Consider the following 15,882-nt stretch of genomic DNA (forward strand, 5'->3'; position numbering starts at 1 on the left):
GCTGTGGTTGTTATGGATGGTGCTCTATGGCATCAACCAAGTTTAAACCTACATAATGTGACGATGCTTAAATTACCCCCTTATTCACCTGAGTTAAATCCATCTGAACAGGTGTGGTCGTATTTGAAACAACATTGGTTATCCAATAGGTGTTTTGATGGTTATGAGGCTATTGTTAATGCTGCTTGCAAGGCTTGGAATAGACTTTGTTCCAAGCCCGAGCTCATTCAGTCTATAACTTCTCGTGATTGGATTGGTTTATAGGTTTATTTATGGAATTGGTATAAGCTATCGAGGAAAACGAGTGCAAACGCTACATATAGTAGGTTCAACGAGTTTGACAAAGATAGGTTGTTTTTTAGAAAAGGTATAACAGCGTAAATAACAGTGCCAAGTGTTAATAAATATATATAAAAGTTGTTATCTTGAAAAATAAATACACATATTTGGTAATATCACCCATAATAGCCCTAAATGCAAAAAATGAATAATAAAATAGGGAAATATTTTATGTCTGACAATATTCAGCCAGTAAAAGTTCTTAGTAAAACAACTTGGACGCCGAATTTGTTTAGCTTTACAGTCACCAGACCAGATAGCTTTAAGTTTAGCGCAGGGCAGTTTGTGCGCTTAGGCGTAAATCCAAGTCGCTTGGCCTATCATCAACAAAAGAGGAGTACCGATGTTCCTGATGAGGATATTTTCCGTGCGTATTCTATTGTGTCTTCTCCTTATGACGAGACACTCGAGTTCTTCTCAATCGTTATTAAAGATGGTGCGTTTACCTCACAATTACAGCACCTACAAGAGGGAGATGAGCTGCTACTAAATACCACGCCTTTTGGGTTTTTAACCTTGGCGCGTTATCAAGAGCCAGTTGCCAAAGATCTATGGCTACTAGCGACTGGTACGGGATTAGCACCCTTTTTATCAATGCTTCAAGATCTAAAAACTTGGGAAGATTATGAGCATATTATCTTAGCTTATAGCGCCCGTAGTGAAAAAGAGCTGGCCTATTTGGATTTAATTCACTCTTTAGAAGAAACCTTTGGTAGCTTGGTTGAGTCACCGGCTAAGTTTACCTTTGTGCCCATAGTCACTCGTGAAAAGGTCGAAGGTGCGTTAAATGCGCGTTTTCCTCAACTACTAATTAGTGGTGAGTTAGAAGATTTTGCTGGTGCTAAGTTAGACCCAGAGCATTCGCATGTGATGTTGTGTGGTAACCCGCAGATGGTGGAGGATACCAGAAATACGCTAAGAGATGAGAAGGGGATGGTAATGAATCGCCGTGGCGTAGGCAATATTGCAGTAGAAAACTATTGGTAAAATCTAGGCTATTTTTTGTTTCTTATTGTTGAGCTTGTCACTATTGTTGCTAGCCATTTTTTAGCGAATGGCTAGCTGATGGACTGATAGATTAGCCTTCTTCGCTTGGTGTGATGGCATCACTTATCGGATGGGTAGGGCCTTTTAACAGCTCTGGCTCATCCTTTGGTGTGATTAAGTCTTCGGTACCATTATTGGTCAATAAGTCACGCATATTGACCTTAGTTTTAAGAACCAATTGTTCTTCTTCGACAATGCCATAGTTGACTTGCACCTTGTGTAAGGTGCTTATGATTTTTTTGTTGCGTTTTAGCCAGCGGTTGATGTCCAAATAAATAATATTGTCTTTGGGTTTGGCAATATTGATTTTGTTTAAAATAAACCCTAACGGATCTTTTTTTAAGACACTGTGATAAAACCAAATCGCCAGCTTAACGCCAGTGCGCTTAAGAAAAGATTCACAGTGCAATTTGAGCACATCGGTATAGGTCTGCTGGGCAAACACAAAGCGCTGGACGTCTCTGTCAACTTGCACATGCACTAAGCCAAAGTTACTGGCCACTTCCGCATAAATACCCGCCACGTCAACCGTGCAATACAGACGAAACCAGTCATCATGAAGCTCGACACGCAGCTCATGAATTTGCTTTACATTTTTGGTGACAAACTTTTCTAAAGCGTCATTAACTTGCTGCTGGCTGACTGGTAAAGAAAACTCATCATCCACAGAGTTGGTAGCCTTGTTGTACACGGTTTTTACTTTATCAGTAACGTATGACCATATATCAGAGACGCTAAACTTTAAGTTGTCATCAAAATCTGCATATGACTCGCTGGTTGTATCTGTCGTCGGTTGCTGTGTAGATTGCACGTCATTTCCTCTTGAAAGCGCGAAAAATTTTGGACTGGCACAAGCCTTGTTGTTTATTCATTATGCTTATAAAACAAAGCCAGTAAGCACCAATTAGAATCTGTATAGCAGACCTAAGGTGGTGCGATAATCAACACGGTCATCAACCATAGGGCTATCACGCTGCTCATCTGCTAAAAAGGTAAACTTCTGACCTAAAAACACATCCCAATCATTGTTAATACTGTACATACCATTAACGCTGATATATGGGCTAAAGCTTGAGCTAGGCTTGTAGTAAGCGACACCAGACTTGGCCGATTGCTTACGATTGACGCCATAATAATATTCATTATAGTTTTTGTCGTTCCACTCTATACCAGCAGAAGGATAAAGCGTCCATTTACCAGGATTAAAGCGGGCGATATAGGTCAATCTGGCAACTGTACCATCACTGTGTCCACTGATGTCGGTGGCGACTTGACCACGGAAACCACCAATGGGTGAGCGGTACAAGTAACTACCACCGACCATAGCTGACCACTTTCTTTTATCTAGTAGTCTTAGATTGCCACGTGCCTCTTTTGGATCATAGTAAGGACCCATAGGTTCGACATAAGCCGACAGCTCGCTGGTGCCGTCATTAAATAAGTAGCCACCAAACTGACTGCCACGGGCATATACTTTGTCACCTTCATAAAAGGCGCTGGGTAATACTGAAAACTGGGTGTCTTTTAAGTCATAGGCGCTTTTATTGGCAATGACGTTTACCCCGACTTGCAGACCAATTTTGTCTTTGGCATCTGCTGGCTTATCACCAAATAAGTTTTCAGCGTGCGCTGAGCTTGCGGCAAAGCAAAACAAGGCTAAGCTGGCGGTTAATACAGAAGTGGGTAGAGCGGCCTGGGTAATTTTTAGCATAAAAAACTCTTTTTTAGGTTAAGTGGTTTGTCTGTTTTTTTGGATTTCAGGTTTTTTTGGGTTTCAGTATTTTTGGGTTTAAACCGTCTGATTCAATGAAATAGTCTGATTTAAACTTAATTCAAATAACTTGATTGCAATAATAGGATAACAATAAACGGGTTTAGATAAAAATAATCACGCTAGTTTAATAAGTTTAACTCATGAAAGCCAGTAGCATCTATACAATTACAGGTTAAAGTTGTTTAGGGGTCAAAGATGCTTAGGGATTAAAGGTGCTCGTTAAAGTGCTATTTGTTTAAAGCCAGCCCTAGAGTCCGACCAAATGGCGCAAACTAAAAAATGCTTGGAAATATACAGCCCCAATAATAACAAAAATTAGCCAAGGCAAGGCTTTTATTATCGGCTTTGCGCCTTGAAGCGAGAAGCGTAAGCCCAGCATCACACCTATGGCCAAGATAGCACCAGTTATCGCACCGCCAATATGACCGGCGTTATCAATGCCAGGTACGGCAAAGCCATACATTAAGTTGATGCCCATCACAATTGCTAGGCTTTTTAATTGTGGGTTTGGCCCTTGTTGGCGCACTTTGAGCAGTCTTTTTTTGAGCAATTCGACCGTTAATAATGCCATACCCAGCCCCATAATACCACCAGAGGCGCCAGCAGAGATGCCCGGTGCGGTGTTGTTATAAAGCACTTGCCATAAGTTGACGTAATTGTTTAATAAGTTGCCACCGATGGCAGAGAGCACAAATATTAGTAAAAACTTAACCGAGCCAAAGCTGTATTCTGTGGCTTGACCAAAAAAGTACATAGCAAAGCAGTTAAATAATAAGTGCATTAAGCCTATATGTAAAAAGGCGCTGCTTAGCAAGCGCCAAGGTTCGATTAATGAAAAGGGCAGGGCATTGGCGCCCCAAAGCAGTAAAGACTGCTGGCTTGGTTGGTTGATGTCGACACCTGTGGCAACTTGAATCACAAATAAGATGACAAAGCTGCTTAGCAGGAGGGCGGTCACGGGTGTCTGTATAAATAAACGTTTAATAGTCATAATAAAATCTGGGGATGGGGGTTAGCACCATTTTATACCAGTCTGGTTAAATAACCTAACCTATCTAGGGGTCGCTGCGATATAAGTCTTGCTGACATACTGGCGTTGATAGGTTAAGCGAATGTGAATAGCATAAAAAATCCCCCTTACAAAAAGGAGGATTTGATTAACAATAATTTAAGTGGCAATAAGCCATCAGTGTTAGCAATTTAGCCCCAGCGAATGGCAGGGGTATAAGGCAAGGCGGCTTTTAGATTTTCATAAGTGCCTTTGACCAAGATGTTCTCGTCCACCTCATTGATATTGGTATGACCACAAAACGCCATGGTCACATCACATTCTTTATATAAGATCTCAAGCGCACGGCGCACACCATCTTCACCGTAAGCACCTAAGCCGTATAAAAAGGCACGACCAATCATAGTACCTTTTGCACCCAGTGAGATGGCTTTTAGCACATCTTGTCCTGAACGAATACCACTGTCGAGCCATACTTCAATATCACTGTTTTCAGCTTTTACCGCTTGCACGATATCGCTTAAACAGGCAATAGAAGAGGGCGCACCATCTAATTGACGGCCACCATGGTTGGAGACAATCAAGGCGTCGGCACCACTGCGAGCCGCTAAGATAGCATCTTCTGGCTCCATGATACCCTTGATAATCAGCTTGCCGCCCCATAACTCTTTGATATCTGCCACGTCATCCCAGCTTAAGCTTGGGTCAAATTGCTCAGCAGTCCAAGCCGACAAAGAAGACATGTCTGCCACGCCTTTGGCATGACCAACAATATTACCGAAGGTGCGACGCTTGGCGCCGAGCATGTTAAAGCACCACTCCGGCTTGGTTAACAGGTTTAAGATATTGGTTAGGGTCGGTTTTGGTGGTGCAGAAAGACCATTTTTGATGTCTTTGTGACGCTGGCCCAATACCTGTAAGTCTGCGGTCAATACCAAGGCAGAGCAGTTAGCTTGCTTGGCACGGTTGATTAAGTTGACCATGAATTCTTTGTCACGCATCACATATAGCTGAAACCAAAACGGATGGTTGGTATATTCAGCGACATCTTCAATCGAGTTGATGCTCATGGTCGATAGTGAAAAAGGAATGCCAAAGTCTTTGGCGGCTTTGGCAGCGTGCATTTCACCATTGGCCCACATCATACCAGTAAAGCCAGTTGGCGCAATGGCAATGGGCATGCTCACCTGCTCACCTATCATGCTGCTTTGTAAGCTGCGGTTGTCCATGTCAACTAGGACACGCTGTCTTAGCTTAATACGATCAAAGTCGGTTTCGTTATTGCGGTAGGTGGTTTGCGTCCAAGAGCCTGAGTCGACGTAATCATAGAACATACGTGGTACTTTGCGCTCAGCAATGACACGTAAATCTTCAATCTCGGTGATTTTAGATAAGTCTTTCATAACTTGAATACTCGCTTAGCTTTGGCACCCTAGGGATGCCGGTGTGGAGGTTTTTTTATGGTTAATTTGTCCAGCTTGTTTTTCGTGTGCTTTGTGCTGCTTATTTTATACTCTTATTATCAGCAACAACAGGCTTAGCAGTTAATGACATCACTGCCAAGAAGCATATTGGCCAAGCGATTGCCAGTAGCCACCAGATTAGGCCGCCAAAAATAACTGCCATGCCCAAAAATCCAGCTTGTATCACATAGTAAGTCATGGCAACTAAGGTTTTACGAATGACATAGCCTTCTTTGTTAGCCAAGCCAACCACTGCACAGGCAGCGACTACATTATGTACTGAAATCATATTACCAGCAGCACCGCCAATAGCTTGCAGTGCGATGACTTGCGCTGCCAAATCGGTACCTAGACCAATTTGCTCAGCAGTTGACCACTGAAAATAGGCAAACATCATGTTACTGATAGTGTTTGATCCAGCGATAAAGGCACCCATCGCCCCAATCCAAGGCGACACCAAGGGCCAAGTATGTGCAAAAGCAGCACTGGCGCTTTCTGCCAATAAGATTGGCATCGCTGGCAAGTTGGTGACAACATCAGCGCTTGATCCAGAGTTGATAAACACTTGTACCATAGGCACAGATAATAATAAAGCTGGTGCGGCAGAAACCATGGTTTTTGCAGAGCTGGTCCAGCTGCGCTTTACTGAGCCTTTATCCATGCGATACAGGTACATACACAGCAAAGAGGTGATGATTAAAATGGTGCCTGGGGAATACAGTAACTGAATTTTGCTAGATATGCTGCTGCCGTATAAGTTACTAAATACGATGGTACCATGCTCGCCAACCAAGAAGGCTTTCAGCGGGGCGACCACACGCGTAATGATAAGTAGACCAATGACAATGGCGTAAGGTGAAAATGCTCTTAACACTGAGAATCTTGGCGCAACGCTGTCATCAAAGTCTTCTCTAGCTAATGTGCCTAACCACTCTTTGTCCCAATTGGCGCGCGGGCCAAAGTCAAAGATTTCTTTTGGCATTAGGAAGCCACGTTTTGCAGCAGGAATAACAATGATTAGACCAATAAAGCCACCAACCAATGATGGGAATTCTGGGCCTAAGAACTTAGCGACTAAGTAGTAAGGTAGGGTGAAACAAATGCCGGCAAATAGGGCGAATGGCCAGATCTTTAAGCCTTCGATAAAAGAGCGCTTTTCACCAAAGAAACGGGTTAAAAAGGCACTTAAAATCAGTGGGATCAACACCCCAATAATGGCATGGAAAAAACCAACATTGGCTGTAATTTGGAGTAGATAATCAGCGACCGTCATTGGCTGAATGGAGTCGGCTAAGTCTTGCTTGTTATCAATACCGGACCAAACACCGACCAATAGAGGCGTACCAACTGCACCAAAAGATACTGGCGTAGACTGAATAATAAGTACCACCATCACAGCAGCCATTGCTGGGAAGCCAAGGGCTAATAATAACGGCGCACCAACTGCTGACGGTGTACCGTAGCCAGATGAGCCTTCAACCAAGGAACAAAACAACCAAGCCACAATAATAGCTTGAACCCGTCTATCTGGGGTGATGTCCATAAAGCCGCGGCGAATGGCAATCATCGCGCCACTTTCTTTTAATGTATTTAACAATAAGATGGCAGAAAATACGATAAATAAAATGGTAAGGGCAACAATGACCCCGTTTGTGGTTGCGGCGGCAACTTGAGCGCCACCAGCATGCCAGACAAAGATAGCAAGTAAAGCGGTGACAAGATAAGAAGCTGCCATCGCGTATTTAGCGGGGAGCCGGAGCACCACCAGCAATAAAAATACGGTGATAATAGGCATAAGAGCCAAAATAGTGAACATAAAACGTCCTTGTAAATGAGCGGGTGTTAAAGTTAAGGGTTAGATGGGTTCTAATTTTTATGGGTTGTTTTTTTTGAATTGTGCTGTGCTAAATTGCTTTGCTGTGAACTAAGATCAGTTGCATTGAGTTGTTTAAGTTGAAAGGCTCCTCTTTTTAGTTCTTTCTTAAGTGATATAAGTAGACAATTGTTTACAATTTATTTTTAGCAAGTACGAGTGTACAGGCCATCATAAATAAAATGGCTTGTGTGTTTTGTTAAACGGTCAACTTAGGTTTGGTAACAAAATAGACAGGTAAAAGCACAAATAATCATGATTTACCAACAAAAGTCTATTAATAGTTACCTATTTTAAATTAATTGTTGTAAATCGACAAGAGAAAATGGAAATTTTAATTGTGTTGTTGGTGTTAGCAGTACGGGGATTGTAGTGGCAAACTGTGTCATAAGTGATTCATCAAAATCTGCAATATCAATCTGCTGGATACGTATAGGGTGAACACTAGAAAATAGCCTTAGTAACTCATTAGCCGTGTCGCATAAATGGCAGCCTGAGGTCCCTAACAGCCACCAAGCTTGCAAGTCAACTGCTTCAGAAGTTGTCTTATGCTGTGCGGAGTTTAGTTGCTGAATAATGCGCTGTCGGGTGGTGTTAACATCAGTCACAAGTACGATCCTATTATAGTTGATGATAAAAAGGTCAGTGTTAATCTGTAAATATACAAGGTTGTGAATATACAAGATTTAAAATAGTAAATTAGACTATGAGTGTAGGTGCTTAGCGAATATAATAAACGTGAGCTTTTTAGTTTAAAAGACATCTAAGCGTAAATGATAAGTTAGTTTATCATTGTTTTAATTTTATTGATTATCTGAGCCAATATTATGACGGCAATTTCTCAGTTTTTTAAACGTCTATTTTTGGCGTTTGTTATTCTATTTGTAGCCTTTTATTTGGGGGTAGCTGGCTTATTGACGATATGGAAAACTCAGCCCATTAACAACAGTATGTTTATGTTAAGCCATCGTCTTAGTGGTGGTAGCGTAAGTCAAACTTGGGTCGAATATGATGCCATCGCTAAGTCTGCGAAACAAGCAGCCATAGCCAGTGAAGATGCTCGGTTTAGCACTCATAACGGCTTTGATATGGAAGGTATTGAGGCAGCAATGAAAAAAAACGAAAGCAGTGGCACAGTATCTGCTGGTGGCTCTACCATTACCCAGCAGTTAGCAAAGAATTTATTTTTGACTTCACATCGTTCTTATGTGCGTAAAGGTATAGAGGCAACTATTACAGTGATGATAGAAGCAATGTGGGACAAACAGCGTATTTTGACAGCATATCTGAACGTGGCAGAGTTTGGTGATGGCATTTATGGTATTGAGGCGGCAGCAAGACGCTATTTCAATAAGTCTGCCAGTCAACTTAATCGTGATGAATCTGCACTACTGATCAGTATGTTGACCAATCCAAAGTATTATGAACAGAATATGGGAGCGAAGCGGTTACGCAATAAGCAACGCATTATCATGCGCCGTATGAATAGCGCAGTTTTACCTTAATGTCTGTTACGAAAGTTGAACTGGTGAAATACTTTTAAACTGCAAGCAAAATAGCATATAGCATATAGGACTTACGCACGAGTAGATATTGTGGCAACTGCTAATCATTTATGAGTCTTCTGAAGGTAGAGCCAGACGCTCCATAAATATCCATAAATATCCATAAATAATAATCAGTCGCTTTTTAAGCCTTGAAATCGTATTTTTACGTAAGTCCTAACATAGATAGTATAGAGTTAATAAAGATAACATATAAAACAGGTAATATAAGCGTGTGTCAGGTATTGGCGGTTAGTGGCATCTATATATATATGTACCCTTTACAGTAATTTGTTAACATAAGATTTTGATAACATAAGACAGAGCGCAGAAAGTAGGCTACATGACAGTTTTTATATGACAGTTGATGCTATGACACTTGATGCTTATGTTAGATTGCTATGTACAGATACTAGCCCAGATACCCCAAGATACGACTATAATAAGGATATCCATATCACCATGACCAATACGACAGCTACTCAAAACAGAACAGTGGACAAAACTCTAGATCCGCAAACCGACACTCAATCTGTTCATAATCAGCTCACTATTATGGATTGGGAGCGTTATGATAATGGCACTTACTCACCTAATTGTTATATTAACCGTGAGCTATCATGGTTGCAGTTTCACATACGTGTTTTAGCTCAGGCAACTAACCCTCGTCATCCATTATTAGAGCGTTTATTCTTTTTGATCATTTTTTCATCTAATATGGATGAATTTTTTGAGATACGTGTTGCAGGATTGATGCAACATCTAAACCATGGCAATATCTCGAATAAACCAGACAAGATGCGTCCAAGTGAGGTATTACAAGAGATCTCGGATGTGGCGCATAAGGCGATAGATGAGCAATATCGTATTTTAAATGAAGATATCCTCCCAGCACTAGCAAAAGAAGACATTCGCTATCTTAAGCGCAGTGAGCTAAATGCCAAGCAATCGCAGTGGATGAAGGACTACTTTATTAATCAAGTTATGCCTGTATTGACACCCATAAGTATAGACCCTGCACATCCTTTCCCGCGGTTAGTTAATAAAAGTCTAAACTTTATTGTAAGCTTAGAAGGCAAAGATGCCTTTGGTAGGGATATCAATTTGGCAATTGTTCCTGCACCACGAAGCTTGCCAAGGGTTATTCGTCTGCCAGATGAGCTGACAGGCGGTAAAAACCACCACATTATGTTGTCCGCTGTGATTCATGAGCATGTGGGCAAGCTATTTCCAGGTATGTCAGTGACTGGTTGCCACCAATTCCGTCTAACTCGTAATGCAGACCTTGAGCTTGCTGATGATGTTGAGGATATCGCCAAAGCCCTCGAAGGAGAGCTGGATAACCGCCGCTTTGGTGATAAGGTGCGATTAGAAGTTACCACCAATTGTCCTAAAGAAATCAGTGACTATCTGCTAGATGAGTTTGGGTTACATGACAATCAGCTTTATCGTGTCAATGGTCCTGTCAACTTAACCCGCTTATTATTTGATTTTGATATTCCAAAATTACGCTATCAGCCTTTCACCCATGTAGTACCTAAGCCTTTTCGGCGTGAGTCATTTGACAAAGAGAGTATGTTCTCAGTCATTCGGCGTCAAGATGTGCTCGTGCATCACCCCTTTGAGTCATTCAATCCAGTAGTCAATATGATTTGGCAAGCTGCAAATGATCCAAAAGTACTCGCCATCAAACAAACCTTGTACCGCTCTGGCAAAAACTCAGAAATCGTTAAGGCATTAGCAGAAGCGGCTCGCAATGGCAAAGAAGTCACTGCTATCATTGAGTTACGTGCTCGGTTTGATGAGGCTTCAAACATTGAAGTCGCTAATTTCTTACAGGAAGCAGGCGCTGTCGTGGTATATGGTATCGTTGGGTACAAAACGCATGCCAAGCTGATGCTCATCGTCCGCCGAGAAGACAATAAAATTCGTCGTTATGTCCACCTAGGAACAGGCAATTACCATGAGGGCAATGCTAAGGCCTATACGGACTATGGGCTATTTACTGCCAGACCAGACATCTCAGAGGATGTACACAAGATATTTCAAGAGTTGACTGGCATGGGTAGAGCTGCCAATGTCAATAAGCTATTGCACGCACCCTTTACTTTACATACCCAGCTTATGTCATTTATAGATGATGAAATAAAGCACGCCAAAGCAGGTAAAAAAGCCCACATTATTGTTAAGTGTAACGCCCTTACTGAGCGTCACTTAATTGACAAATTATATGATGCTTCGCAAGCAGGCGTAAAAATTGAGCTGATTTTACGTTCAATGAGCTGTATTCGTCCGCAAGTGAAAGGTTTGTCTGAAAATATTACTGTGCGTTCAGTAGTTGGACGTTTTCTAGAACATACCCGTGTTTACTATTTTTATAATAATGGTGATGAGCGTTTATATTGTGGCAGTGCAGACTGGATGAGTCGTAACTTATTTCATCGTGTCGAAGTCGCTTTTCCTATCGAAGATCCCAAGCTATTTAAGCGCGTATATCAAGATGGCCTACTCAGTTATTTAAAAGATAATACTCAAGCTTGGGAGTTAACAGGAGATGGTAGCTGGTCACCCACCAAGCCAGAAAAAGGAGAAAAACCCTTTATCACCCAAGACTATTTACTGCACAAAATTAACGGGGTAACACCTAACAGCAATCCAAAATAAAACACTTGAGATGCTTTAATCTGAATAAGCGCCCTTGTTTTATGGAAACGTACAGTTTATTTTATTTTTATATAAGCTGAGAAACAGCTAATCATCAGTCCTTGTACTTATGATGATTCAAGGTGCATTTAAAAGCATGGTACACCACTATGAAAGCGCAACTCATTGTCTGGACTGGTAATGAGGTCTGCCTCAACCTCTCTAAAAAAAGCAATACGGTCATCAATATTTAATGTTTGTATATTACTATTGATACTGCCATGAGTTGATTGCTTTAGTGCCTCAAAGTCAATAGAAGATGCTGCTTTATTATTAAGGCTATTTTGTTTTGGCTGTAAGGATTTAGCAAGCGTGATATAGTCCTCATAGTGGCGGCTTTCGGACTTTAATAAGTAGCGGTAGTATTTGGCCAGTCTCTCATCATCGATGACTGCGCTTAAAGCGGCAAAGCGCTCACAAGAGCGGGCTTCAATAAAAGCACCAATGATAAGCACATCTATCATGGCTGCTGGCTCATAAGTGCGCTTGTGTTTTAGCATTCCTTTTGCATAACGGCTGGCAGGTAGATGCCGCCAAGCCTGCCCACGCTCTTGCATGATACCGACCACTTGTTCGTAGTGTAGCATTTCTTCACGAATGAGCTGTGCAAGCTTTAATTGTAGGTCTTGATGGAATTCATAGCGAAAGATAAGATTCATCGCGGTACCTGCTGCTTTTTTTTCACAGTTGGCATGATCTTGTATAATAGTGGGTAAGTCATTTAGTGCGGCGTCAATCCAAGCTTGTGGAGTACGAGCGCCTAAGAATTGATGGATATGTGAGATATCAGTTTTTGCTGGGGCATCGACGGTATTGTTGCTATCGTTAATTAGGGAGTCGTTGGTGAAGTTATCTGTACGGGTTGTCATTGGTGTACTCATTAAGTTTTTGGTGTGACTTAGAGACTGTATAGAACTGATTATGTATAGAGCTGATTAACAGTTAACAGGTCAACAATTAAAATAAAAACAAATGATATTGTAGCAAATAAAAGTGAGAATCATGGTAATAAGCAGCAAGATTTAGTTCTATTTTATTTAACACCGTTTAGATTTAACTGTATTCATTAATTATGTACGAGCTAAAGTTATGCACGAGCTAAGCCATTAATTATGCATGATGAGCTAAGCCATTAATTATGCACGAGCTAAGCTAAGAAAGCATTTCATTTGATAAACATCTTATGTTACAAGCTTTTTTAAGTTAAAAAACACGCTAAACGCTTATGTCATCTACTATATCAACTGACAAAAGACTAAACATTTATTTACAAAATGACTGTTTCTTGTTTATTTATATAAATGATAGTAGTATGAGAAATACGGTAATTCAATAAAGGATTATCCATCAGTATAAATGTATCAAAAAATATCCCCTTGATATATCCGCAAACTCTATGACAGCCGCTTACTTAATGTTTGTAGGTTGCTTGTTGATAGGGAAAAGGATATTTGGTACCCCAGATTCACTGATAAAAAATTCACCAATAAAGGATTTTATGCTATGACTAACTCTGTTGATAATAATCAGAATCGCGTTCAACAAGGCATCCTTGCTATTGATAGCCAGCTTTATAATTTTATCGAAAACGATGTGCTACCCCGTGTTGGTGTGGAATCAGAGACTTACTGGAAAAACTTTGCTGATATCGTTGAAAAGTTTACCCCACGTAACAAACAATTACTTGCAAAGCGTGATGAATTACAGGCGAAAATTGACCAGTGGCATCTAGATAATCCAGCAAAAGATGGCAAGATTGACTATCCAAAATATAAGCAGTTTTTAACCGATATCGGTTATTTACTGCCAGAAGGCGATGACTTTGAAGTGTCAACCGAAAATGTAGATGCAGAAATTGCTAGTATTCCAGGTCCACAGTTGGTTGTGCCTGTACGCAACGCCCGCTATGCACTAAACGCTGCCAATGCTCGCTGGGGTAGTTTTTATGATGCCTTATATGGTACAGATGTTATTGATACCACTGACGGTAAAGACAAAGGCAGCAGCTATAATCCAAAACGTGGTGCGGCAGTGGTGGCCTATGCCAAAAACTTCTTGGATGAAAACTTTGCCTTAGCGCAAGGCAGCTACACGGATGTGACTGGCTTTAGCGTTGAAGACGGTGCATTAAAAATTGCTCAAGGCGACAGCAGCACCGCATTAAAAGACAGCGCTCAGTTTGTCGGTTATGTGGGTGATGCTGCCAATCCAAGCGGTATCTTATTAAAGAACAACAACCTACACGTAGAGATTCAAATTGACGCCAGCCATCCAGTAGGTAAAGATGACCCTGCACATATCAAAGATGTGTTGCTAGAATCAGCCATCACAGCCATCCAAGATAATGAAGATTCAGTAGCAGCAGTGGATGCAGAAGAAAAGCTTGAGGCCTATTACAATTGGTTTGGCTTGATGAATGGTGACTTGACTGAAACCTTCACCAAAGGTGGCAAAGAGCTAACTCGTAAGCTAAATCCAGACCGTGAATACACCACGCCAGAAGGTGGCAAGCTAGTACTACCAGGCCGTGCATTACTATTAACCCGTAACGTGGGTCACTTAATGCAAAACCCTGCCATTTTAGTAGATCTAGGTAACGGTCCAGAAGAGATATTTGAAGGCCTAATGGATGGTTTGATTACACCGCTGCTAACCCTAAATGATATCAAGGGCAACAATGAGCTATCTAACTCTCGTAAAGGTTCAATGTATATTGTGAAACCCAAGATGCATGGCCCTGAAGAAGTTAAGTTCGCAGATGACTTCTTTGCAGCCGTTGAAGATGCGCTTGGACTAGAGCGCAATACATTGAAAATCGGTATTATGGATGAAGAGCGCCGTACAACAGTCAATCTAAAAGAGTGTATCCGTCAAGCAAAAGAGCGTGTTATCTTTATTAATACAGGCTTCTTAGATCGTACCGGTGATGAGATTCACACCAGTATGAATGCTGGTGCATTTGTGCGCAAAGGTGATATGAAGTCACAAGCTTGGTTGCCTGCCTATGAGCAGTGGAACGTAGATATCGGTATCGAAACCGGTCTGATTGGCCGCGCGCAAATCGGTAAAGGTATGTGGGCAAAACCAGATGAGATGAAAGAGATGGTTGAGACCAAATCAAACCATCCAAAAGCAGGCGCAACCACAGCTTGGGTACCCTCACCAACGGGCGCAACCTTGCACAGTATCCACTATCATCAAAATAATGTACAACAGATTCAAGAAGGCTTTAAGAACCGTGAGCGTGCCAGCTTAGATGACATCTTAACCATCCCATTGGCAAAAGACACCAATTGGACTGAAGAAGAAAAGCGTCAAGAGCTAGATAACAACGCCCAAGGTATCTTAGGCTACGTTGTCCGCTGGGTAGATCAGGGTGTGGGCTGTTCTAAAGTACCTGACATCAACAACGTCGGCTTGATGGAAGACCGTGCAACCTTGCGTATCTCAAGTCAGCACATTGCCAACTGGTTGCATCATGGTGTCGTGACCGAAGAGCAGGTAATGGAGTCACTAAAACGCATGGCAAAAGTGGTTGACGAGCAAAACCAAGGCGATCCACTATATCGTCCTATGGCGGACAACTATGATAACTCAATTGCTTTCCAAGCAGCCTGTGATTTGGTATTTAAAGGCCGTGAGCAGCCAAGTGGCTACACTGAGCCTTTATTGCATGCAGCACGCTTAGCGCTAAAAGCACGTGGCTAATTGCTGCTGATTTTTAAAAAACTTACCTGTTGGTGTTTACCTGCTAAATTGTTTATTTAGCAGGTTTTTTTTAGTTTATAGTTTGTTTAAATAGCTTGTAATAAAAAAATAAATAGTATTTTTCTTAAAAATATATTGCAAATTATTTCAGAGTTGCTATGATGTTTTGTATGGTATGAGTTTAGTAAATAACTATTTTTTTAAGTTAATGTTTGTTTAAGTTAATTGGTTTTAGATTAACTGATTGATTTGTTTCTAGCTACTGGCAAGTAACATCTTAACAAGCAGTATGTTAAGTAGCGATGCAGATTAGATAAATTAATATCATTGAGAAAATATTAGTTACGAGGTTTATATAGACTGAGATTTTAACTACTTTTTTGTCATAGCAGCATGTTGTCAAAATTAGTTGGAATGTTATC

At 41.2% G+C, this 15,882-nt stretch carries 12 protein-coding genes; 5 read left to right on the top strand and 7 right to left on the bottom strand.

Going from position 1 to position 15,882, the window contains the following annotated elements; all coding sequences use genetic code 11:
• Positions 1-264, top strand: a 264-nt coding sequence (locus H140_RS0110865) for a transposase (RefSeq protein ID WP_019673685.1), incomplete at its 5' end; no start/stop codon positions are given.
• A gap of 246 nt (positions 265-510) precedes the next feature.
• Positions 511-1,326, top strand: coding sequence for a ferredoxin--NADP reductase (locus H140_RS0110870; protein WP_019673686.1), 816 nt, complete (start codon positions 511-513; stop codon positions 1,324-1,326).
• A 91-nt stretch (positions 1,327-1,417) separates the two neighbouring features.
• Here H140_RS0110870 and H140_RS0110875 read toward each other — a convergent pair whose 3' ends face one another.
• The 6 genes from H140_RS0110875 to H140_RS0110900 form a co-directional block, all read right to left on the bottom strand.
• Positions 1,418-2,197, bottom strand: coding sequence for a hypothetical protein (locus H140_RS0110875; RefSeq protein WP_019673687.1), 780 nt, complete (start codon positions 2,195-2,197; stop codon positions 1,418-1,420).
• Positions 2,198-2,290: 93 nt separating this feature from the next.
• Complete coding sequence (locus H140_RS0110880; protein WP_019673688.1) at positions 2,291-3,097, bottom strand: MipA/OmpV family protein; 807 nt, start codon at positions 3,095-3,097, stop codon at positions 2,291-2,293.
• Between the two features lie 310 nt (positions 3,098-3,407).
• The gene (locus H140_RS0110885; RefSeq protein ID WP_019673689.1) at positions 3,408-4,151 is read right to left on the bottom strand and encodes a rhomboid family intramembrane serine protease; all 744 of its coding nucleotides are present in this window, start codon (positions 4,149-4,151) and stop codon (positions 3,408-3,410) included.
• Positions 4,152-4,360: 209 nt separating this feature from the next.
• Positions 4,361-5,572 carry an alpha-hydroxy acid oxidase gene (locus tag H140_RS0110890; protein WP_019673690.1) on the bottom strand — a complete coding sequence of 404 codons (1,212 nt, stop codon included), beginning with the start codon at positions 5,570-5,572 and terminating at the stop codon, positions 4,361-4,363.
• 100 nt (positions 5,573-5,672) lie between these two features.
• Complete coding sequence (locus H140_RS0110895) at positions 5,673-7,448, bottom strand: L-lactate permease (protein ID WP_019673691.1); 1,776 nt, start codon at positions 7,446-7,448, stop codon at positions 5,673-5,675.
• Between the two features lie 350 nt (positions 7,449-7,798).
• Complete coding sequence (locus tag H140_RS0110900) at positions 7,799-8,113, bottom strand: glutaredoxin family protein (protein WP_019673692.1); 315 nt, start codon at positions 8,111-8,113, stop codon at positions 7,799-7,801.
• Positions 8,114-8,332: 219 nt separating this feature from the next.
• On the opposite strand from H140_RS0110900, the gene mtgA reads away from it, so the two are divergent.
• Positions 8,333-9,010, top strand: coding sequence for a monofunctional biosynthetic peptidoglycan transglycosylase (gene mtgA, locus H140_RS0110905; RefSeq protein ID WP_019673693.1), 678 nt, complete (start codon positions 8,333-8,335; stop codon positions 9,008-9,010).
• Positions 9,011-9,604: 594 nt separating this feature from the next.
• Positions 9,605-11,713: a polyphosphate kinase 1 gene (ppk1, locus tag H140_RS0110910; protein WP_227672913.1), complete on the top strand. Its 2,109-nt coding sequence runs from the start codon at positions 9,605-9,607 to the stop codon at positions 11,711-11,713.
• Positions 11,714-11,841: 128 nt separating this feature from the next.
• Here the strand turns inward: ppk1 and miaE are convergent, their stop codons facing one another.
• Positions 11,842-12,621, bottom strand: coding sequence for a tRNA-(ms[2]io[6]A)-hydroxylase (miaE, locus tag H140_RS0110915; protein WP_019673695.1), 780 nt, complete (start codon positions 12,619-12,621; stop codon positions 11,842-11,844).
• Between the two features lie 634 nt (positions 12,622-13,255).
• On the opposite strand from miaE, the gene H140_RS0110920 reads away from it, so the two are divergent.
• Positions 13,256-15,460: a malate synthase G gene (locus tag H140_RS0110920; RefSeq protein ID WP_019673696.1), complete on the top strand. Its 2,205-nt coding sequence runs from the start codon at positions 13,256-13,258 to the stop codon at positions 15,458-15,460.
• Positions 15,461-15,882 lie beyond the last annotated feature (422 nt).

Source organism: Psychrobacter lutiphocae DSM 21542, assembly GCF_000382145.1.
Taxonomy (GTDB): Bacteria; Pseudomonadota; Gammaproteobacteria; order Pseudomonadales; family Moraxellaceae; genus Psychrobacter; species Psychrobacter lutiphocae.